At 72.3% G+C, this 19,636-nt stretch carries 18 protein-coding genes and 1 pseudogene; 7 read left to right on the top strand and 12 right to left on the bottom strand.

Going from position 1 to position 19,636, the window contains the following annotated elements; translation table 11 throughout:
* Positions 1-43 precede the first annotated feature (43 nt).
* From ACZ7DL_RS18330 to ACZ7DL_RS18340, 3 genes are all read right to left on the bottom strand, one after another.
* A complete protein-coding gene (locus tag ACZ7DL_RS18330; protein WP_470775192.1) occupies positions 44-652 on the bottom strand; it encodes a DNA polymerase ligase N-terminal domain-containing protein in 609 nt (202 codons plus the stop codon).
* Positions 653-709: 57 nt separating this feature from the next.
* The gene (locus ACZ7DL_RS18335) at positions 710-1,747 is read right to left on the bottom strand and encodes an LLM class flavin-dependent oxidoreductase (protein ID WP_470775193.1); all 1,038 of its coding nucleotides are present in this window, start codon (positions 1,745-1,747) and stop codon (positions 710-712) included.
* Between the two features lie 67 nt (positions 1,748-1,814).
* The gene (locus tag ACZ7DL_RS18340; protein WP_470775194.1) at positions 1,815-3,332 is read right to left on the bottom strand and encodes a metallophosphoesterase family protein; all 1,518 of its coding nucleotides are present in this window, start codon (positions 3,330-3,332) and stop codon (positions 1,815-1,817) included.
* A gap of 118 nt (positions 3,333-3,450) precedes the next feature.
* Here ACZ7DL_RS18340 and ACZ7DL_RS18345 point away from each other — a divergent pair.
* Positions 3,451-3,555, top strand: a pseudogene (locus ACZ7DL_RS18345) (DUF1905 domain-containing protein); the annotation flags it as partial.
* A gap of 99 nt (positions 3,556-3,654) precedes the next feature.
* On the opposite strand, the gene ACZ7DL_RS18350 reads toward ACZ7DL_RS18345, so the two are convergent.
* Positions 3,655-4,452, bottom strand: coding sequence for an SAM-dependent methyltransferase (locus ACZ7DL_RS18350; protein ID WP_470775195.1), 798 nt, complete (start codon positions 4,450-4,452; stop codon positions 3,655-3,657).
* Between the two features lie 276 nt (positions 4,453-4,728).
* On the opposite strand from ACZ7DL_RS18350, the gene ACZ7DL_RS18355 reads away from it, so the two are divergent.
* The gene (locus ACZ7DL_RS18355; protein ID WP_470775196.1) at positions 4,729-7,128 is read left to right on the top strand and encodes a M4 family metallopeptidase; all 2,400 of its coding nucleotides are present in this window, start codon (positions 4,729-4,731) and stop codon (positions 7,126-7,128) included.
* 56 nt (positions 7,129-7,184) lie between these two features.
* On the opposite strand, the gene ACZ7DL_RS18360 is transcribed toward ACZ7DL_RS18355, so the two are convergent.
* From ACZ7DL_RS18360 to ACZ7DL_RS18380, 5 genes are all read right to left on the bottom strand, one after another.
* Positions 7,185-8,369 carry a glycoside hydrolase family 64 protein gene (locus tag ACZ7DL_RS18360; RefSeq protein ID WP_470775390.1) on the bottom strand — a complete coding sequence of 395 codons (1,185 nt, stop codon included), beginning with the start codon at positions 8,367-8,369 and terminating at the stop codon, positions 7,185-7,187.
* Between the two features lie 161 nt (positions 8,370-8,530).
* Positions 8,531-9,286 (bottom strand): dienelactone hydrolase family protein, encoded by a 756-nt coding sequence (locus ACZ7DL_RS18365; RefSeq protein ID WP_470775197.1) that lies wholly within the window; start codon positions 9,284-9,286, stop codon positions 8,531-8,533.
* 116 nt (positions 9,287-9,402) lie between these two features.
* A complete protein-coding gene (locus ACZ7DL_RS18370; protein WP_470775198.1) occupies positions 9,403-10,023 on the bottom strand; it encodes an L-threonylcarbamoyladenylate synthase in 621 nt (206 codons plus the stop codon).
* A gap of 334 nt (positions 10,024-10,357) precedes the next feature.
* Positions 10,358-11,590, bottom strand: a complete 1,233-nt coding sequence (locus tag ACZ7DL_RS18375) for a cytochrome P450 family protein (RefSeq protein ID WP_470775199.1) — start codon at positions 11,588-11,590, stop codon at positions 10,358-10,360.
* A gap of 112 nt (positions 11,591-11,702) precedes the next feature.
* Positions 11,703-12,944 (bottom strand): serine hydrolase domain-containing protein, encoded by a 1,242-nt coding sequence (locus ACZ7DL_RS18380; RefSeq protein WP_470775200.1) that lies wholly within the window; start codon positions 12,942-12,944, stop codon positions 11,703-11,705.
* Between the two features lie 263 nt (positions 12,945-13,207).
* Here ACZ7DL_RS18380 and ACZ7DL_RS18385 point away from each other — a divergent pair, with 263 nt between their 5' ends.
* Positions 13,208-13,438: a hypothetical protein gene (locus ACZ7DL_RS18385; protein ID WP_470775201.1), complete on the top strand. Its 231-nt coding sequence runs from the start codon at positions 13,208-13,210 to the stop codon at positions 13,436-13,438.
* A gap of 48 nt (positions 13,439-13,486) precedes the next feature.
* Here the strand turns inward: ACZ7DL_RS18385 and ACZ7DL_RS18390 are convergent, their stop codons facing one another.
* Positions 13,487-13,957: a hypothetical protein gene (locus ACZ7DL_RS18390; protein ID WP_470775202.1), complete on the bottom strand. Its 471-nt coding sequence runs from the start codon at positions 13,955-13,957 to the stop codon at positions 13,487-13,489.
* A 656-nt stretch (positions 13,958-14,613) separates the two neighbouring features.
* On the opposite strand from ACZ7DL_RS18390, the gene ACZ7DL_RS18395 reads away from it, so the two are divergent.
* Both ACZ7DL_RS18395 and ACZ7DL_RS18400 read left to right on the top strand, forming a co-directional pair.
* On the top strand, positions 14,614-14,946 hold the full coding sequence (locus ACZ7DL_RS18395) for a hypothetical protein (protein WP_470775203.1): 333 nt from the start codon (positions 14,614-14,616) through the stop codon (positions 14,944-14,946).
* A 17-nt stretch (positions 14,947-14,963) separates the two neighbouring features.
* On the top strand, positions 14,964-15,404 hold the full coding sequence (locus tag ACZ7DL_RS18400; RefSeq protein WP_470775204.1) for an Lrp/AsnC family transcriptional regulator: 441 nt from the start codon (positions 14,964-14,966) through the stop codon (positions 15,402-15,404).
* 88 nt (positions 15,405-15,492) lie between these two features.
* Here the strand turns inward: ACZ7DL_RS18400 and ACZ7DL_RS18405 are convergent, their stop codons facing one another.
* Positions 15,493-16,599, bottom strand: a complete 1,107-nt coding sequence (locus ACZ7DL_RS18405; RefSeq protein ID WP_470775205.1) for a PP2C family protein-serine/threonine phosphatase — start codon at positions 16,597-16,599, stop codon at positions 15,493-15,495.
* A gap of 232 nt (positions 16,600-16,831) precedes the next feature.
* Between ACZ7DL_RS18405 and ACZ7DL_RS18410 the strand changes: the two genes are divergently transcribed.
* Both ACZ7DL_RS18410 and ACZ7DL_RS18415 read left to right on the top strand, forming a co-directional pair.
* Positions 16,832-17,740, top strand: coding sequence for a GNAT family N-acetyltransferase (locus tag ACZ7DL_RS18410; RefSeq protein ID WP_470775206.1), 909 nt, complete (start codon positions 16,832-16,834; stop codon positions 17,738-17,740).
* 264 nt (positions 17,741-18,004) lie between these two features.
* Positions 18,005-18,646, top strand: coding sequence for a cysteine hydrolase family protein (locus ACZ7DL_RS18415; protein ID WP_470775207.1), 642 nt, complete (start codon positions 18,005-18,007; stop codon positions 18,644-18,646).
* An 85-nt stretch (positions 18,647-18,731) separates the two neighbouring features.
* Here ACZ7DL_RS18415 and ACZ7DL_RS18420 read toward each other — a convergent pair whose 3' ends face one another.
* Positions 18,732-19,619, bottom strand: coding sequence for a Gfo/Idh/MocA family protein (locus tag ACZ7DL_RS18420; protein ID WP_470775208.1), 888 nt, complete (start codon positions 19,617-19,619; stop codon positions 18,732-18,734).
* Between the last annotated feature and the right edge of the window lie 17 nt (positions 19,620-19,636).

Below are 19,636 nucleotides of genomic sequence, written 5' to 3' on the forward strand. Positions count from 1 at the left end.
CCGGGGCGGCGACAGGCCGGTCGGGGCCGGAATGTGGTGCCGGCTACGGGCCCGCCCCGTCGGCCGCCGCCACCTGGGCCAGTGTGCGGCCGGTCCGGACCGAGCGGGCCCGCCGGGGGTCGGGGGTGCCGTGTCCGTCCGAGCGTGCCGGGCCCTTGCGTACCAGCAGCCAGGCCTCCTCCCCGTCGTCACCGCCACGGAAGCGGGTGAGGGCGTACTCGCCGTGCAGCTTGGTGCCGTGCAGCCGGAAGGTGGCGTGCCCGCGCTCCAGGGACTCCGCGAAGTCCACCGGGCGGCCCCTGCGGTCGTGACTGAGCGGCTCGTACGTCCCGCGGTCCCACACGATCACCGTGCCGCCGCCGTACTCGCCCCGGGGGATGACACCCTCGAAGTCCTCGTACTCCAGCGGATGATCCTCGGTCGGCACCGCCAGCCGCTTGTCCGCGGGGTCGGTGGACGGGCCCTTCGGGACGGACCAGGACTTCAGGACGTCCGCCACCTGGAGCCGGAAGTCGAAGTGCATCCGGCGCGCGTCGTGGATCTGCACCACGAAACGCAGCTCGCCGCCCCCGGCCGCCCGGCCCGACGGCTCCCGGGTCCGCTCGAAGTCACGCTTGCCGCGGTACGTCCGCAGCCGGTCCTCCGCTGCCACGTGCGGCTCCTTCCCCGCGTCCGCCTCGACGCCCCCGAGTACCCCGCCCCCGGCCGTTCAGCCCGCGGGCCGCCACCCGAGTGCGGGGCCCAGCCCGGTGGCCATGTCCGTCAGGATCTGCACGTAGTCCTCGGGCTCGAAGGTGAACGGCAGTGCGAACGCCACCTCGTCGACCTCGCGGAACGCGGCGTGTGCGTGCAGCCGTTCGGCTATCTCCGCCGAGGTGCCCACCAGGTCCGGCGCGAACAGCAGCCGCGCCGGGCCCTGCGGACAGGCCGTGCGGGGCAGCCGCCGGGCCGCGTACTCCTCGTACCTGGCGCGCTGCTTTGGTGTCGCCGAGTCGGTGGGGATCACCACCAGGCCCTGGGAGACGCGGGCCGCCTCGCCGTCGGGGTGGTGGGCGCGGAACTCCCGGATGTGGGACAGCTGGATCGCGGCGAAGTCCGGCGACCCGTCCGTGCCCTCGGCACCCTCCGCCTTGACGACACTGCTGGTCAGCAAGTTCATGCCGTGCTCGCCCGCCCAGCGCGCCGAGCCGAGGCTGCCGCCGCCGTACCACATCCGGCGCCCGAGCCCGGGGGAGTGCGGCTGGACGACGTCACTGAAGACCTCGAACCCCTCCACCCCGCTGAAGTCCGTGGCGGGCGTGCCGCGCACCAGGTCCAGCAGCCGCCGCACCCGCTCGTGGCCGAAGTCCTCCGCGTCCGCCGTGTCCGGGTAGAGGGCGCCCTTGACGTGTTCGTAGTGCATCGGCGGGCCCACACTGACGCCCGCGTTCAACCGGCCGCCGGACAGCACGTCCACGGTCGCCAGGTCCTCGGCGAGCCGCAGCGGGTTCTCCCAGCCGAGCGGGATCACCGCGGTGCCCAGCTCGATCCGGCGGGTGCGCTGCGATGCGGCGGCGAGGACGGCGACCGGGGACGAGATGCCGTACTGAAGGTGCCGGTGGCGGACCCAGGCGCTGTCGAAGCCGAGCCGCTCGCCCAGCTCGATGATCTCCAGCGTGGCCTCGTGGCCCCGGCCCGGGTCCGCGGCGTCGAACAGGCCGATGGTGAGGAAGCCGAGCCTGCGCAGGGGGCGAGGGATGGACGGCACGGGCTCCTCCAGCGGTCGTACGTCGGCTCTGCCCCGAGTCTGGCAGGCGAGTGTGACAACCGTGTGATCAGTTCGCGCGGGCCGCGGGCAGCGGGATGACCACCTCGTCCTCGACCGGCGGCTCGACCTCCTGCGCCCGCTTGCCGGTCGCGGCGAAACAGCGCAGCCGGACCGCGTCCGGTGCGACGTCCAGCCGCAGGAAGCACTTGAAGAACGGTGGGTTGTAGGTGGCCGACGAGGGCGAGAACAACTGGGTGTAGATCTTCCGGACGGGCAGCCGGAGCCGGGCGGGGCGGTCGGGGCGGCGGCCGGTCCCGAGGAGGCCCGCGACCAGACGGGTACGGCGGGTGATCCGGGCGTCCGGGCCCGGGGCGCGGCCGGGCTCGATGCCGAGCCGTTCGGCGACCACGGCCGTCGCGTCCGTCGCGGTCAGGCTGAAGAAGCGGCGCAGCCTGAGCCGGCGGCCGTACAGGCGGCTGTAGAAGGCGAGCGAGTCGCCGCGCAGCGGATAGCAGCGGAACTCGTTCTCGGTGACGCCTCCGACCGAGACGCGCGGGATGGTGTGCGTGGCGTGCATGAACGCCCCGCCGCCGCCCGCGACGAGGTACTGGATCGTGCGGCCGTCCACCGTCACCGGGTACCGCTGGTAGTTGTGGATGTCGCCGCCGATCGCGGCCACGTAGTGGTGCTCGGGGTCCCGGACGATGTCGTCCACCGTGCCGCCGCCCTCGATCGGGCACGGGTGGTGCTCGCCGTCGACGTACAACGGCGATCCGGTGATGAGGATCTTCGGCTTCGGTCCCCGGGACACCTCCCGCAGCCAGGCGCCCTGCTCGGCGTCGACCGTGCCCAGCAGTCCGGTGTCGAGGCCGACGATCCGCACCGGGCCCGCGTCGATCGCCCAGTACGGGCCGGGCTGGTCGGCCTGCTGCTCCGGTGCCGACCGCAGGCTCCGTGCCTTGGCGAACCGGTCCTCGTCGGTGGGGCGCGGCCGGTGCCACAGCAGGGAGCGCCACCAGGCGCCGGTCAGCGGGCGCGGCCGGGGCTCGGGGTCGAGCGGCGGGGTGTCGGCGCAGAAGACCCGCATGAAGGCGCCCAAGTCCTCGTACCAGTCGTGGTTGCCCGGGATGGCGTAGATCGGCGCGGGATAGTCCTGGTACGGCTGGAAGAACTTGCCGCCGTAGCCGTCGGCGCCGCCGACCGGGTAGATGACATCGCTGGCGATCACGGCGAACTCGGTGCCCTGACTCGCCTTCAGGAAGCCCGGCACGACGGCGTACTGGGAGGCGTCCCCCTCGCCGGTGTCCCCGATGACCATGAAGGAGAACCGTTCCGGTACGTCCCGCCGGATCACCTTGTCGGCGGGCGCGCCCGCCGCGGCCCGCCGGGCCACCCAGCGGCTGCGGGTACGGCCGGTCGGATCCCCGAACCAGGAGGCCAGTACGCCGTTGCGGGCGGCCCACAGTATCCGGGGGTCGAGCCACGACAGCTTCTCGACCTGGGGCGGCATCAGCCGGTCGTAGGTGCCGAGCTCGGCGGCGCCCCAGCCGGCGCCCTGTGCGGTATCGCGTGAGGAGTCAGACACGCGATGCACCGTAACAACGCGCCGGTCAAGGGCCCTGTGCCGGGGTCGGGTCGCACACCCATACGGGTCTTGTCCGATACGCTGAGCGGACGATCCTGCCCCGAACGGAACGGATCGCATGGAACTCACCTTCGCCGGCCGGGTGATCGAGTGGCGGGGTCCGTCGCCGTACTGCTTCGTCGCCGTGCCGGGGCAGGAATCGGCGGACATCCGCGAGGTGGCCGTGGAGCTGACCGTGCGGCTGTGACCGGCGCCGGGGGCACCGGTCTTGCCTTCCCACGGCATGCCTTGTGGCGGGCGGCCTCGGCGAAGGCCGCGCCGGTCACGGCTTCCGGGCGAGCCCGCCGTGCTCGGCGATGACCTCGGGGGCGGGTGAACCGGGCTCCGGGCGCCACTGGGTGACGGAGACGACGCCGGGCTCCACGAGCTCCAGGCCGTCGAAGAACGAGGTGATCGCCTCGACCGTGCGCAGGTTGTACGGCACGGCGCCGCTGCTGTTGTAGGACTCCTGGGCCTGCTCGAAGACCGGGTCGATGCCGAGGGACCCGTCGTTGATCGAGAGGTAACTGCCCGACGGCAGGGCGCCCATCAGCCGGTCCACGAGGGAGCGGGCCCGGTGGTGGTCGGCGACGTGCCCCAGGATGTTGCTGAGGATGAGCGCGGTGGGCCGGCTCAGGTCCAGCGTCTCCGCGGCGGCCGCGAGGATGCGGTCCGTGTCCGTGACGTCGGCATCGATGTAGGCGGTCGCGCCCTCGGGGGAGGAGTAGAGCAGGGCGCGGGCATGGGCCAGGACCATCGGATCGTTGTCGACGTAGACGATCCGCGCCTCCGGCGCGAGCCGCTGGGCGACCTCATGGGTGTTCTCGGCGGTCGGAAGGCCGGTGCCGACGTCCAGGAACTGCCGGATGCCCGCCTCGGAGACCAGATACGTGATGTTGCGGCGCAGGAAGGCACGGCTGCTGCGGGCGATGGTGACGATGCCGGGGAAGACGGCCGTGTACGCGTCGCCGGCCGCCTCGTCGACGGGGTAGTTGTCCTTGCCGCCGAGCCAGTAGTTCCAGATACGGGCGGAGTGCGGCACCGACGTGTCGATCTTCTGGTGCGCCGCCGGATCGGTCATGAGTCGTGTCCTTCTTTCAGCCAAGGTGTGGATCAGCCAAGGCCAACCTACGTCCGAACACCCGCCTTCCACCTCTCGGTTCGGGTAGGGAAAACCCTCGATTGACCCGCTCTGAGGTGACATGACTCGGTCAATCCTGTCATTCTCCCTCCGCACGCTGATCCACCCCACCATGCACGGATCACGGCCCCGCACAGCTCAGCTCACCCCGGGCAGCGGACCCGTCTGCCCGTCTGTCACCGGCCGCCAACCACGGCCGCAGCAGGAGGAGTACGAGTGAGACCCCACAGACCCCTTCCCCACAAGCGGGCCACGGTCGGAGCCGCCCTGGTCTCCACCGCGGCCTTCCTCGCCGTCGGCCTCCAGGCGGTTCCGGCGACCGCCGCACCGGCCGCTCCCCATCCCAGCCCGCTGCGCAGCGGTGGTCTGGAGGCGAAGCTCAGCCCGGCACAGCACCAGGCGCTGATCAAGAACGCCCGGCAGAAGACCACCGCGACCGCCCGCAGCCTCGGGCTCGGCGTGCAGGAGAAGCTGGTCGTCAGGGACGTCGTCAAGGACAACGACGGCACCCTGCACACGCGCTACGAGCGCACCTACGCCGGCCTCCCCGTCCTCGGCGGCGACCTCGTCGTGCACACCCCGCCCGCCTCGGTGGCCAAGGGGACCGTGAGCACCACCTTCAACAACAAGCGCACGATACAGGTGCGCTCCACCACGGCGACCTTCGGCAAGTCGGCCGCCGAGACCAAGGCGCTGAAGGCCGCGAAGGCCCTGGACGCCGAGAAGCCCACCACCGACAGCGCCCGCAAGGTGATCTGGGCCGGCCACGGCACCCCGAAGCTCGCCTGGGAGACGGTGATCGGCGGCTTCCAGGACGACGGCACGCCCAGCCAGCTGCACGTCATCACCGACGCCACCACCGGCAAGGAGCTGTACCGGTACCAGGCGGTCGACACCGGTGTCGGCAAGACCCGGTACAGCGGCCAGGTGACGCTGACGACGACCCAGTCGGGCTCGACCTACACGCTGACCGACGGGGCCCGCGGGGGCCACAAGACGTACAACCTGAACCACGGCACCTCCGGCACCGGAACGCTGTTCTCGCAGACCAGCGACACCTGGGGCGACGGCACCAACTCCAACGCCGCCACCGCGGGCGCCGACGCGCACTACGGCGCCGCGATGACCTGGGACTTCTACAAGAACACCTTCGGCCGCAGCGGCATCCGCAACGACGGCGTCGCCGCCTACTCCCGCGTCCACTACGGCAACGCGTACGTCAACGCCTTCTGGGACGACGACTGCTTCTGCATGACCTACGGCGACGGCTCGGGCAACAACGACCCGCTCACCTCGCTGGACGTGGCCGGCCACGAGATGACCCACGGCGTCACCTCCAACACCGCCGGCCTGGAGTACAGCGGCGAGTCGGGCGGTCTGAACGAGGCCACCTCCGACATCTTCGGTACCGGCGTGGAGTTCTACGCGAACAACTCCAGCGACGTCGGCGACTACCTCATCGGCGAGAAGATCGACATCAACGGTGACGGCTCGCCGCTGCGTTACATGGACAAGCCGAGCAAGGACGGCGGCTCCAAGGACAGTTGGTACTCCGGGATCGGCAACCTGGACGTGCACTACTCCTCGGGCCCGGCGAACCACATGTTCTACCTGCTGTCCGAGGGCAGCGGCACCAAGGTCATCAACGGCGTGACCTACAACAGCCCGACCTCCGACGGCGTCGCCGTCACCGGCATCGGCCGCGACGCCGCCCTGAAGATCTGGTACAAGGCGCTGACGACGTACATGACGTCCAGCACCAACTACGCCGGCGCCCGCACCGCCGCCCTGAACGCCGCCGCCGCGCTGTACGGCACCAACTCCACGCAGTACGCCGGAGTGGGCAACGCCTTCGCCGGCATCAACGTCGGCAGCCACATCAACCCGCCGAGCAGCGGGGTGACGGTCACCAACCCGGGCAGCCAGTCCGCCACCGTCGGCATCGCCGTCAGCCTCCAGATCCAGGCGAGCAGCACCAACAGCGGCGCCCTCAGCTACAGCGCCTCCGGTCTTCCGTCCGGTCTGTCGATCAACAGCTCGACGGGCCTGATCTCCGGCACGCCCACCACCGCGGGCACGTACAACACCACCGTCACGGTGACCGACTCCACCGGCGCGACCGGCACCGCCACCTTCGGCTGGACGGTCAGCACGACCGGCGGCGGCTGCTCCTCGACCCAGCTGCTGAGCAACCCGGGCTTCGAGTCCGGCAGCACCGGCTGGACCGCGACCAGCGGCGTCATCACCACCGACAGCGGCGAGGCGTCCCACAGCGGCTCGTACAAGGCGTGGCTGGACGGCTACGGCTCCTCGCACACCGACACGCTGTCCCAGTCGGTGACGATCCCCGCGGGCTGCAAGGCGACCCTGACCTTCTACCTGCACATCGACACCGCGGAGACCGGCAGCACCCAGTACGACAAGCTGACGGTGACCGCAGGTTCGAAGACCCTCGCGACCTACTCGAACGTCAACGCGGCCTCCGGATACAGCCAGAAGTCCTTCGACCTGTCCTCGCTGGCGGGCTCGACGGTGACGTTGAAGTTCAACGGCGTGGAGGACTCCTCGCTCCAGACCAGCTTCGTCGTGGACGACACCGCCCTGACGACCGGCTGACCCTCGGCACGACCGCGGTCCCGCACCCCGTTCCCCGGGTGCGGGACCGCGTCTTGTCAGCTCAGCGGATCCAGCGTGAGATACGCCTGCTGCGGACCGCCGTCGTGCACCAGCGACTCCTGGTGGCCGACGTCGTCGAAGGCGAACGCGTACGCCTTGCCGTCCGCCATCTGCCCGTGGATCTTGCGCGCGTAGTGGTTGGTCACCGCGTCCTGGTAGAAGTTCGCCGTCGTGGTGTCCGGCTGGTTCGGGTTGACCAGCAGCGTCGACCGGTTGAAGCCGGCGCACAGGGTGCGGGAGATGGGGCCGCGGACGGTGTCGTTGGGCGCGTCCAGCAGCTTGTGGCAGCCGAAGATGCTGGCCGCGTCCGGCTTCTGGAAGCTGGTGACGACCGTTCCGGAGGAGTTGGTGAAGTTCATGACGTTGCCCGAGACCCGGCCGTAGTACTTGGTGTTCGGCTGGTCCACGAACGGCGTCACGGTCAGCGTCGACGTCGTGTACTTCTGCCAGACCCGGCCCACGTAGTCGTCCATCACGTTCGCCGGAAGCGCGCCGGTCTCCACGCCGTACAGCGGGGACAGTGCGCGCAGCACGGTGCCGTCGGAGCGGGTCTGGATCAGGTTGGCCCAGCCGCCCGGCTGTCCGCGCAGGGCGTTGAAGAAGCCGGTCCAGCCACCGGACTTCAGATGCCCGGTGCTGCTGACGCTGCCGTCGGCCCGCTGCACGCCGACCGCGTACGGCGCCGAGAACATGTCCACCTGGGTGCTGTTGAGCCACAGCCCGGAGTCGTTGAGCGTGTACTCCGACCAGTTGAAGAGAATGTTGCGGTTGGGGTCGGAGGGGTTCTGCACGGCCGGCTGCACCAGTCCGCCGGTGGTGAGCCGGAAGTCGAGCTTCTGGCCGTAGGAGAAGTAGATCCGGCCGGAGAACTTCGGGATGCGGATGGTCGTGGACTGGCCCGCGGCCGGGCCTGGAATCGCCGCGTCCGGCGCCGGAGTCGGCGGGTTCCCGCCGGCCGGCCAGGCGTGGAAGCCGCCGTTCGCATCGGCCCAGCCCTGCCGTCCCGAGGACAGCTGGGTGCCGAGGTCGTAGATGTAGACCGGGTCGGAGCGCCCCGAGTTGTTGGTGATCTTGAGCGGGATGGTGTCCGGGACGGCGGCGTCGGCGCGGTCCGGTGCGCCGAGCGCGAGCAGTCCGCCGATCAGCGCCGCGGCGGCGGTCAGGGGCAGCGCGCGGTGCATGAGCGTGTGAGGCACTCTCCACCTCCGTGTGGGGTCGGGGTGCACGGAATTGGTCCGTACCTGTTGAGAGCGCTCTCAGATTCGCCGTGAGACGAGTTCATGTCAATGAGTTGGACGGGAATCGGCCCGGCGCCCGCCGACTCGGGGGCGCCGGGCCGCCGTCAGAACGTGCGCTTGAGCAGGTCGAGCAGCGCCGCCCAGTGCCGCTCGTCGGCCTCCCGGTCGTAGGCGGAGGTGTCCGCCTGGGTGTAGCCGTGGTGGGCGCCGTCGTACACCTCGCAGGTGTGCCGTACGCCGGCGGCGGTCAGGGCCTCCGCGAAGCGGGCCGCCTGGTCCGGCGGGAGCGACGGGTCCTCGTCGGCGTGGCCGAAGTACAGCTCCGCGGTGATGCGCGGGGCCTCCAGGTGCGGGCTGCCCGGATCGTCGGTGGCGAGGCGTCCGCCGTGGAAACCGGCCGCCGCGGCGACCCGGTCCGGGTGGGCGCCCGCGGTCCACAGCGCGAGCCGGGCGCCCATGCAGTAACCCGTCAGCGCGACCGGGCCGGCGTCCGCGACCGGGCTGTCGGCCAGCCAGCGCAGGTAGGCGCCCGCGTCCCGCTTGACCAGATCCGGCGTCAGCGCGGCCAGGACCGGGCCGAGCCGCTCCCAGATGGACGGGTCGGCGCCGGGGTCGATGAACTCGGGCAGCTCGACGACCGGAGCCCGGCCGAGCCGGTGGAACACGTTCGGCACCAGGACCGTGTAGCCGGCGGCGGCGAGCCGGTCGGCCATCGACCGCAGGTGCGGGCGCAGCCCGTAGGCGTCCTGGTAGAAGAGCACGGCCGGGCGGGGTCGGCCGTCGGCCGGATGGGCGAGGTAGGCGTCGGCGACACCGTCCTCGGTAGGGATGTCGACGGCGGTCGCCCGGACAGCGGTCATGGTGAGAAGGCCCTCCCTCGGGGATGGGCGGCGGGCGGCGGATGCCTGCCCGGCGCCGCGGCTACGGTCATGCTGTCACGCGCCGCGCACGCCACCGCACCCGGCGCCCGTCGCGTTCACTCGAAGCGGCTGGTGTCCCCGGCACCCCGCCGGACGATCTCCGCCTCCCCGCCGGAGAAGTCGACCACCGTCGTCGGCTCGGTGCCGCAGTCCCCGGAGTCCACCACCGCGTCCACCACGTGGTCGAGCCGGTCCTTGATCTCCCAGCCCTGGGTCAGCGGCTCCTCCTCGTCCGGCAGCAGCAGGGTGCTGGACAGCAGCGGCTCGCCCAGCTCCGCCAGCAGCGTCTGGGTGACCACATGGTCGGGGATGCGCACGCCCACCGTCTTCTTCTTCGGGTGCTGGAGCATGCGCGGCACCTCGCGGGTGGCCGGCAGGATGAACGTGTAGCTGCCGGGCGTCGACGCCTTCACGGCCCGGAACACGTCGTTGTCCACCCGGACGAACTGGCCGAGCTGCGCGAAGTCCCGGCACATCAGCGTGAAGTGGTGCCGGTCGTCCAGCCGGCGGATGGAGCGGATCCGGTCGATGCCGTCCCGGCTGCCCAGCCGGCATCCGAGCGCGTAACAGGAGTCGGTCGGGTATGCGATGAGTGCCCCCGAACGGACCGCGTCGGCGATCTGGGCGATGCTGCGCGGCTGCGGGTTGTCGGGGTGCACGTCGAAGTACTTCGCCATCTGCCGAGCTTATGCCGTCCCCGGACGCCGGGCGTGCAGCGGCGGCGGCGTCGTGCGCACCGCCGGGTCGCAGCGCACCACCGACGCCGGTCCGCCCCCGCCTCGCCGCCGGTTCCGTTCGCCCTCGCCGCCGGGGCGGGGTGCCGGCCGCGATCTTCGATCGTCCGGAATTCGTCGGTGTACGCGGGGGATTCCCGGGCATCCGACCTCTGAGCCGCCCGGGGCCGTCCCCCCGCCCCGGGCGCGGCGTCTCCGCCGGCGGCCTACCCCCCCAGGCCGCCGGCGGAGCCTTCTCCGGCTGCTGGGGCCGCTGCCGGCCCGCCGCCCGCCGGTGTCAGAAACCCAGCCGGACCGGGATCTCCCGCCAGCCGTGGGCGATGAACGACGGCACCTGGCGCAGCGCGTCGGGCGCGACGGCCAGGCGCATGGCAGGGAAGCGGGAGAACAGGGCGGGCAGCGCGGTCAGCGCCTCCAGCCGGGCCAGCGGAGCCCCGATGCAGCGGTGCACGCCGATGCCGAACGCCAGATGATCCTCCGCCGCCCGGGCCGCGTCGAAGACGCCCGCGTCGGGGCCGTAGTGCGCCGGATCCAGGCCCGCTGCGGCGAACGTCGTGATGATCGCGTCCCCGGCCGGTATCGTCACGTCCCCGACCGTCAGCTCCTCCACGGCGAACCGCAACGGCAGCGCGGCGATGGACGGATGCGCCCGGAGCGTCTCGTCGACCACCGAGCCCCAGCCGACCGTCCCCGCGCGCACCGCCGCCCACTGCACGGGGTCGGTCAGCAGTGCGACCACCGCGTTGCCGATGAGATCGACGGTGGTCTCGAAGCCGGCACCGACCACGAGCAGCAGCGTGTGCAGCAACTCCTCGTCCGAGAGCCGGTCGCCGCCCTCGTCCCGGACCCGGATCAGCTCCGTGGTGATGTCGTCGCCCGGGTGTGTGCGCCGGTGTTCGATCAGTGCGCCGAGCACCGAGCCGATGCGCTCCTGCACGGACGCGGCGTACGCGGGGTTCGGGTCGGAGGTGTCCATGAAGTCGGCGATGAGGCGTGCGGCGTCCGGCCGCAACTCCTCCGGCACCCCCAGCAGTTCGCAGATCATCCGCATCGGCAGCGGATGCGCGAGCCCGGCCCGCAGGTCGACCACGCGGCCGTCGGCCCGCTCGGCCGCCAGCGCGTCCAGCAGTTCGGCCGTCAGGGCGGCCACCCGGGGCCGCATCGCCTCGGTGCGCCGGTGCGTGAAGCTCGGCGCCACCAGCCTGCGCAGCCGGGCGTGATCGGTGCCGTAGGTGGAGAGCATGCTGACCACACCGACCCAGTTGGCCATCCAGCCCCAGGACGGGTGCTCGCCCAGCTCGGGCCACAGCCGCCAGTGCAGGCGTGCGTCCTTGCTGACCCGGGCGTCGAGGATCAGCTCCCTGAGGGTGTCGTAGCCGGTGGGCGCCCAGGCGGGGATGCCACCGGGCAGCTCCACGGGGACGACGGGGCCGAGGGCGCGGAGCCGGGCGCTCTCCGCCACGATGTCGGAGCCGAAGGGGTCGAGGACGATACGGTCGGTGACGGTCACGGCGGTCTCCAGACGGGTCGGCCGGTCACGAGGCGGTCCCCGTCCAGTACACCGCGTCACGGCCCGCACGCACAGCGTGCGGGCCTGGAGGACGAGGAATCGGCCGGATCGCTCACCTGGCCGCGGGCGCGGCGGGCAGGTTGAAGACGTGCCGCGGAGAAATGATCTTCGTGATGGCCTCGCCGAACAGGGTGCTGGGTTCGTCCTGGCCGACGTTGATGTCGGTGTTGAGCACCACCACGACGGTCGTCCGGGTCTCCGGGAGGTAAATGGTCAGCGACTCGTAGCCGGGCAGGGAGCCGTTGTGGCCGATCCACCCCTGCGCTTTGAAGATGCCCAGCCCGTAGCCGACGTCCGGGATCGGTGTCGCCGGGGTGATGAGGCGCTGCTTCTGCGTGGCGGCGCTGACCATCCGCGTGCCGTCGGGCAGTACGCCGGTGGCGACCGTGCGCGCCCAGACGTGCAGGTCGTCCAGAGTGGACACCATCGCTCCGGCCGCCCAGGCCCAGGACGGGTTCCAGCCGGCCGTCTCCTCGACCTTGCCGGTCGCCGTCTGGTCGGTGTAGCCCTGCGCGTGCGGCGAGGGGAACTCGCCGCCCTGCGGCAGGGACGTGTCCTTCATGCCCGCCGGGCCGAGGATGTGCTGCTCGAGATAGTCGTGGAGGGGCCGACCGGTCTGCTTCTCCACGACCAGGCCGAGCAGGATCAGGTTGGTGTTGCAGTAGGAGAACTTCCGGCCCGGCTGGAACAGCACCGGATGTTTGAAGGCGTAGTCGAGCAACTGCTGGGGGGTGAAGGGCCGTTGGGGATCGGTCGTGAGCGCCTTGAAGAAGTCGTCGTCCTCGGAGTAGTTGAACAGCCCGCTGCGCATGCCGGCCAGCTGGCGCAGGGTGATTTTGTCGCCGTTCGGTACGCCGTCGATGTACCTGCCGATCGGATCGTCCAGGCCGACCTTGCCCTGGTCCACCAGCTGGAGCAGCGCGGTCACGGTGAAGGTCTTCGTCTCGCTGCCGATCCGCGTGTACAGGTCCGGTGTCATCTTCCGGCCGGTCGCCTTGTCGGCGAGGCCGAACGAGCGGACGTAACTCTCCTGTCCCGGCGTCCAGATGCCGACGGCTGCGCCCGGGACGTTCGCCTCGCGCATCACGTGCCGTATGGCCGCGTCGAGCCGGTGTGCCACGGCGGGGGAGAGGGTGCGGACGCCCGGCCCCGAGGCCGACGGACCGGGCTCGTCGGCGGTGACCCCGGCCGGTACGGCGGGCGGTGCCGCCCCCGGCGTGAGCGGTGCGAGCAGGGTTCCCGCCAGCACGGCGACCACGGCCCCCCGGCGCAGGCGAACGGACGTAGGCGACATGGTGCCTCCAGCACGTGAGAAGCGACCGTGCGATGGGCCAGACGTCGGAGCCCGGACCTCTCAGCATAGAAGTGCCCACCGCACTGCGCGCGCCGGGCGGGGGTGCGGCAGGGGCGTGCGTCGGGCTGGAGGCCCGCCCTTCCCGCGCCGGGCAGGATGCTTGTCCGACGGGTGGACGGCCCCGTTCGGGGGATGGCCTCACCCGACCCGGTGAGTGGGCGGAGCGGGGCGTACCAGCGGCGGGCGCCGGGCGTTGCCCCGGCATGAACCGCTTGGACTGGATGGACCGGATGGAGCGCCTGGACCGGATGCGCCGGCTGGCCCGGGTGGACCGCACCCGGGAGCCGATCTACGCCCTGCTGGTCGCGGAGTGGCGGGCGCAGGGGAGGACCGTCCCCGCGGAGCCCGACGTCCTGTGGGCCATGCTCTCCGGTCTCGCCTTCGGCGCACGGCCCGAGCCCGAGCACCTGTACCCGGCTCCCGAGCCCCTCTGAGCCGCGCCACCGCCTTCACCACGTCCGCGCCACCACCCCCGCCTCCCCCTACTGCCGCCCACGCAGCGGCGGGAGGACCGTGAGGGTGCCGTTGGCCTCCCGTAGCGCCTCCTCGAGGGGGCCGGGCGCGTGGAGCGAGCCGGTGCCGTCGGGCGGGACCAGCCACTCCAGGGAACGGGCCGGCCGGTACGGCGGCGGCACGGCGACCCAGGACCCCTTCGTCGCGTACCGCAGCCCGGCGCCCACCCAGCCCCCGTGTGGGTCGGGCGGCAGGAAGAACCCGACCCGCCCCGCCGCCGTGTCCACCAGCGTGGGCCCCGGCACGGGCAGCGCCGGGCGCCACAGCAGGTCGAGCGTGAGCAGTCCCAGCCGGTCCGGGACGCTCAGCACGTCCCAGAAGCGGCCCGCCTCCAGCAGTGCGATGCCCTCGCCGTGGTCCCACTCCCATTTGCACGAGCGCGGGTCGGCCGACGCCGCGGCCAGCCATTCCACGCCCCGCATCCACATCGTGTTCGTCATCCACTGCTCCGGTTGTCCTCGCTCACCTGCCCGAGCGCAGGGAACGACCATGACCGGGCACTTCGTGCGTCCGCACGCCAACCCGGCATATGCATGGTTGTAGATATTTCTACGTGGCGGAAGGGGTGGCGTGGCCTGGCGTTTGAGGCGGGACGTTCGAGCTCCGCGCGTCGGTTCGTCAGTTGCGTCACGGGGATGCGTCACCCTTTCGGTGATCACCCGGCCCCTCGGGCAATTGATTCCGGCGCTCATGCAATCGAATCGAGCGTACGGTCTTGAGTTCATCGATGTTTCAGTCGTATGCTCACGAGATTGCGCTGCCCTGCCGCCGAGGTGTTCCATGGACCGCACGCGACTGCCCGTCCTCCTGGCCCGCGAGAGCGCCGAGGCCGAACGTCAAAACCCGCGCTCCCGGGCGGCCTACGCCCGCGCCGACCACCTCTTCGGCCGGGTGCCGATGACCTGGATGAACAAGACCGCCGGCGGCTTCCCCCGCTATCTGGCCGGAGCGCGCGGTGCCCGGGTCACCGACATCGACGGCCACGAGTACGTCGACTTCTGCCTCGGCGACACGGGTGCGATGGCCGGCCACTCACCGCAGCCCGTGACCGAGGCGGTGCGGCGGCGGTACACCGAACTGGGCGGAGCCACCCGCCATGCTGCCCACCGAGGACGCCGAGTGGGTCGGCGCCGAGCTGACCCGCCGTTTCGGCCTGGCCCGCTGGAGCTTCTCGCTCACCGCGACCGACGCCAACCGCTGGGCGATCCGGCTCGCCCGGGCCGTCACCCCGGCCCCGCGCACCGGCACCGAGTCCGCGGCCGCCGCCGACCCCGAGCTGGAGGACTTCCTGCACCTCTACCTCGCCAACCGGGGCATCCTGCTCACCCCGTTCCACACCATGGTGCTCATGTGCCCGGACACCACCGAGCGGGACGTCGACACCCACACCGAGGTCTTCGCCGCCGCGCTGACCGAACTGACGGGCTGAGAAGGGGAGCCGGGACCATGGACGACATCGACCGCGCCATCCTGCGGGAGCTGCAGACCGACGGCCGTATCGCCTACGCCGATCTCGGACCCAGGGTGGGCCTGTCGGCCTCGGCGGCCCGGCAGCGGCTTCAGCGCCTGCTGGACTCCAAGGCGGTCCAGGTGGTCGGCGTCACCGACCCGATGGCCATGGGCGGGCAGGCCATGGCCCTGCTCGGCATCGGTGTCGACGGCGACCCCCGGACCGTCGCCGACGCCCTCGCCGAGCGCCCCGAGGTCGTCTACTCGGTCCTCACCTCGGGCGGCTTCGACCTCTTCGCCGAGGTCGTCGCGCCCGGCCCGAAGGCGCTGCTGGACTTCGTCAACGACGTCGTGCGCCCCGTCGAGGGCGTCCGGGAGATCCAGTCGTTCCCGTACTTCGGCATCCACACCCACCGCTTCCTGTGGGACGTGGGCTGACCGGCCGGGACCACGGCGGCCCGGGATCACGGCGGCCCGGGATCACCCCGGCACCGGACGGGCGGCTCCCGGGACGCCACGGCCGGGGTCAGGTGACCGGAGGCTCGGGTGCCAGCACCAGCATCGTGGCGTCGTCGCGGACCTCGTAGCGCAGCCGTAGCAGGTCCGCCCAGACCGCGCCGGGCAGCTCGGGGGACGGGGTGCCGGCCAGCGCGGCCAGCCGCTCGGGCAGCGGATAGAAGCCGTCGGTGGCGTCCCGGGACTCCCACACGCCGTCGGAGGCCAGGAACAGCCGGTCGCCCGGGCCGAGTGCCACGGTGACCTCCTTCGGCGGCTCGATGCCCATGAGCCCGATGCCCAGCGGAGGAGCGGACGCGACGGAGACCTCCCTGGCCTGCCCCTCGTGCAGCAGAACCGGTGCCGGATGACCGCAGGCCAGCACCCGCACCGCGGCCGTGCCGGGGGCGAACTCCAGCAGCAGGGCCGTGGCGAACAGCTCCGCGTGCCGCACGTCCCCCGAGTCCACCGTGAGCCGGCGATCCATCCGGGCCGCCACCGACTCCAGATCCGGCTGGTCGAGGGCCGCCTCCCGGAACGCCCCGAGGAGCGACACCACCGTGGCGACCGCCCTCAGCCCGTGCCCCTGCACATCACCCATCACCGCGCGGACGCCGTACGGCCCCTCCCGCACGTCGAAGAAGTCCCCGCCCACCAGCGTCCCGTCCTGCGCGGCCCGGTGGAAGGCCGAGCAGCCGACCCGGCCGACCCGCTCCGGCAGCGGCGGCAGCACGGCCCGCTGCACCGCCTCGCCGATCGCCCGCTCCGTGTCGAGCTGGGCGTCCCGGTGGCTGCGCACATAGGACACGAACACACTCAGCGCGGCCACGAACACGATGGTGAGCAGGTCCGTGTCGCCGGGGCGGTTCAGATGCGCGGCCGGCACGTTCAGCACCACGACCACGCCCACCCCGAGCAGGCCGGTCATCAGCGGCCCGTACGACAGGACCGCCAGCGGCGGAATCGCGCCCAGCAGGAAACCGAGATCACGCGCGTGAGCCGTGACCAGCGTCGCCGAGCCGACGGCCGTGAGCAGCAGTACCGGCAGCACCCGTATCCACCACGGCGGCGGCGCGCCCCGCAGCCAGCCGCGGCCCTCCCGGTCCCTGCGCGACGACCGGCCGCGTACCGATCCCACATCCCCAAGCTACGCCGCCGCGGGCGTACCGCGCCCGGGGGGGGAAAAGCGGTGGACGCCCGCACGGCCGCCCGTCTAGCCTCTGGTCACCACGCCAGAGCCGCATGGAAGAAGGAGGCGAGCGTCATGCAGATCACCACCATCCAGCGCTCCCCCCTCCCCGTGCCGCGGGCGTGTGACGTCTGACATCCGACCGGGAGCGCTGCACACCACACGCATCCCGGAGGATTCCTTGACCGACCTGGTCATCCGCACGCTCGACGAGAGCAGTGCCCACGTTTTCCGCACCATGCCCGACCCGCTCGCCATGGCCGAGAAGCACCGCAACACCCGCTTCCGCCCCGACTGGCAGCGCATCGCCCAGCGCGACGGCCGCACCGTGGCGCGCGCCGCCTGGTGGGGGCGCCCCGAGGACCCCGAGCCGCTGGTGATCAACTGGCTCGACGTCGCCGAGGGCGAGGAGGAGGCAGCCGCCGAGCTGCTGCGGACGGCACCCTGGCGGACGCCCGAGATCGATCTCGACCTGCCCCCAGGCTGGCGCGACGACCCGCACCTGCGGGCAGCGGTCGGCGCCCGTGACAGCGCCGCACGCCGGGCCGGCTACACACCGCTGGTGGAGCGCTTCATCTACCGCTGGACCCGGGACCTCGGCCTGCCCGAGCGGCCCGGACGGCTCGTCCACACCGCGGAACCGGACGACGCCGTCTTCTACGACCTCCTGCGCCGCATCAGCTCCGTGACCCTGGACGCCCACGCCCGCCGGGCCATCGCGCAGGGCGGCGTCGACCAGGCGGCGAAGGAGGACCTCGACATCTTCCACTGGTTCCCCTCACCGAGGGCCTGGTGGCGGGTCGCCCGCACACCCGCGGGCGATCCGGTCGGCATCCACATCCCGGCGCGCAATCCGTCCGGGCCGTGCATCGGCTTCGTCGGTGTCGTGCCGGAACACCGCGGCCACGGCTACGCCTACGACCTGCTCGCCGAGTGCACCCACTTCCTGGTGGAACAGGGTGCCGAGTCCATCGTCGCCGCGACCGACCAGGGCAACCACCCCATGGCCGCGCACTTCACCACGGCCGGCTATCCGGTCGTACGGGAACGCGTCAACTACTGGGCCGACGGCGGTGCCGGCACCGGGTGACCCGCTGACCGCGCGCCGGCCGTCGCTTTCCGGGAACACCGGGTTTCATGCGCCGACCAGCGGATTCCGTCCGTTTGTGTGCATGGCCCGGTGTTTCCGGGCGGGGCGCCGGGGGCCGGTCCGATAGTGGAGTCGGCGCCGGCACACGGGCCCCGGGCGCCCTACCGGAAAGCAGAGGTGCGTCCCCATGCCCACCCCCGAGGCGACCGACCGCGTCCAGCCGGTCTCCGGCGAGCAGGGCGTCCGCACCCCGGTTCTCGGATCATGACCGGCGTCGACGGCACGGCGCTGGTCGTCGTGGACCTCCAGAACGACTTCTGCGCCTCTCCGGCGGCCCGCGCCCGCTTCGGCCGCGACCCCGCCGTCCTGGACGCCGTCGTCACCGGCAGCGTCCGGGCGGTGGCGGCGGCGCGCACGCGGGGCGTGGAGGTCGTCTTCGTCCGCTTCGTCGGCGACCCCGAGCACCAGGGCGCCAGCTGGCGGCTGCGCGACCGCATGCGGGGCAAGCGGCCGAAGTGCCTGGAGGGCTCATGGGGTGCCCGGTTCCACGGGGTCGCGCCGGCACCGGGCGAACGGATCTTCACCAAGCGGGCCTGCTTCGACGCCTTCCTCGGCGAGGGCTTCGCGGAGCACCTCGCCGAGCGGGACATCCGGCACCTGGTGCTCGCCGGGCTGTACGCCGACGTGTGCGTGGACTCCACCGCCCGCACGGCCTTCCAGAAGGGCTTGCACGTGACCGTCCTGACGGACTGCACCGCCGCGCTGCATCTGCCGTACGACGCCGTACTCGGGTTCATGCGCGTCGTCTACGGCGCCCGGACCACCACCACCGACGACCCGGACGCATGGACGGCACCCACCCCCGACCACCGGAACACGACACCGCACCCGGTGCCCCGGGACTGAACGAGGGCCGGGCACTCCCGCGCCCGCACCCTCGCTCCCGCCGCCGAGCACACGCTGCCCTCGGCCCCCCCCGTTCGCAGGCCGGTTACTCCGCGCTGCTCGCCAAGCGGGTCTCCGCCATGGAGAGGATCTCGGTGACCCGGAGGCCGAACGCGGCGTCGCAGGAGTGGGGCCGGCCGGTGCGGGCGGCCCGTACCAGGGCGTCGGCGGCTCGGGTGAGCGCGGGGACCGCTCCCTCGGAGCTGCCCGGCAGGACCGACGCGCCTGCCTCGCCGCGCAGCTCCACGTCGGCCCCGGCCGCCGCGCGCGGCGCCGACAGACTCAGCGTGAGGCTGCTCGACGCACCGGTTGCGTGGTCGAGCACCAGGTGCACGGTGTCCGCCGGAGCGTGCGCCGCCGCCACGACCTGCCGTACGTCGCCGAGGACCGGCAGCAGCACCGACAGGGCGTGCGGGCCCACGTCCCACAGGGCGCCCTTCTCCCGCCGCCACGGCGAGGCCGCGAACGGGCTGTCCGTCGTGAACACCGCACCCAGCCACTGCGCCCGCGCCGTGAACCAGCCCGCCAGCGCGGCCTGTTCCTCGATCCAGGCCTCCGGCTCCTTCTGGAAGCGCGCGGTGAAGAACACCACCGACGCCACCCCGGCCCGCTCGACCGCCGCCGCGACGGCGCGCCCCTCGGCGACCGACACCGCCAACGGCTTGTCCAGCAGCAGATGACGGCCCGCCCGGGCCGCCCGCACCGCCAGCTCGGCCTGCACGGACGGCGGCAGGGCCACCGCCACCGCGTCCACGTCGGCCAGCAGCGCGTCCACGTCGGCGTACGCGGCGACCCCGTACTGCTCCGCGAGCGCCGTGGCCGCCTCCGGCCGGCGCCCCCACACCCCGGCGAACTCAAGGCCGGTGTGCCCGGCGAGGGCGGGAGCGTACGCCGCCCGCGCCCACGGGCCGGTTCCCAGCAGTCCGATACGCATGTGGCGTTCCTTTCTCC

It is taken from the genome of Streptomyces sp. NPDC036984 (assembly GCF_055607665.1).

What these genes read in the sequence shown, in the direction of transcription:
- ACZ7DL_RS18380 (WP_470775200.1), bottom strand. Translation starts at nt 12,944, where the DNA reads ATGTCGCCTACGTCCGTTCGCCTGCGCCGGGGGGCCGTGGTCGCCGTG.
- ACZ7DL_RS18415 (WP_470775207.1), top strand. Translation starts at nt 18,005, where the DNA reads ATGACCGGCGTCGACGGCACGGCGCTGGTCGTCGTGGACCTCCAGAAC.
- ACZ7DL_RS18370 (WP_470775198.1), bottom strand. Translation starts at nt 10,023, where the DNA reads ATGGCGAAGTACTTCGACGTGCACCCCGACAACCCGCAGCCGCGCAGC.
- ACZ7DL_RS18350 (WP_470775195.1), bottom strand. Translation starts at nt 4,452, where the DNA reads ATGACCGATCCGGCGGCGCACCAGAAGATCGACACGTCGGTGCCGCAC.
- ACZ7DL_RS18360 (WP_470775390.1), bottom strand. Translation starts at nt 8,369, where the DNA reads ATGCACCGCGCGCTGCCCCTGACCGCCGCCGCGGCGCTGATCGGCGGA.
- ACZ7DL_RS18385 (WP_470775201.1), top strand. Translation starts at nt 13,208, where the DNA reads ATGAACCGCTTGGACTGGATGGACCGGATGGAGCGCCTGGACCGGATG.
- ACZ7DL_RS18420 (WP_470775208.1), bottom strand. Translation starts at nt 19,619, where the DNA reads ATGCGTATCGGACTGCTGGGAACCGGCCCGTGGGCGCGGGCGGCGTAC.
- ACZ7DL_RS18395 (WP_470775203.1), top strand. Translation starts at nt 14,614, where the DNA reads ATGCTGCCCACCGAGGACGCCGAGTGGGTCGGCGCCGAGCTGACCCGC.
- ACZ7DL_RS18390 (WP_470775202.1), bottom strand. Translation starts at nt 13,957, where the DNA reads ATGACGAACACGATGTGGATGCGGGGCGTGGAATGGCTGGCCGCGGCG.
- ACZ7DL_RS18400 (WP_470775204.1), top strand. Translation starts at nt 14,964, where the DNA reads ATGGACGACATCGACCGCGCCATCCTGCGGGAGCTGCAGACCGACGGC.
- ACZ7DL_RS18365 (WP_470775197.1), bottom strand. Translation starts at nt 9,286, where the DNA reads ATGACCGCTGTCCGGGCGACCGCCGTCGACATCCCTACCGAGGACGGT.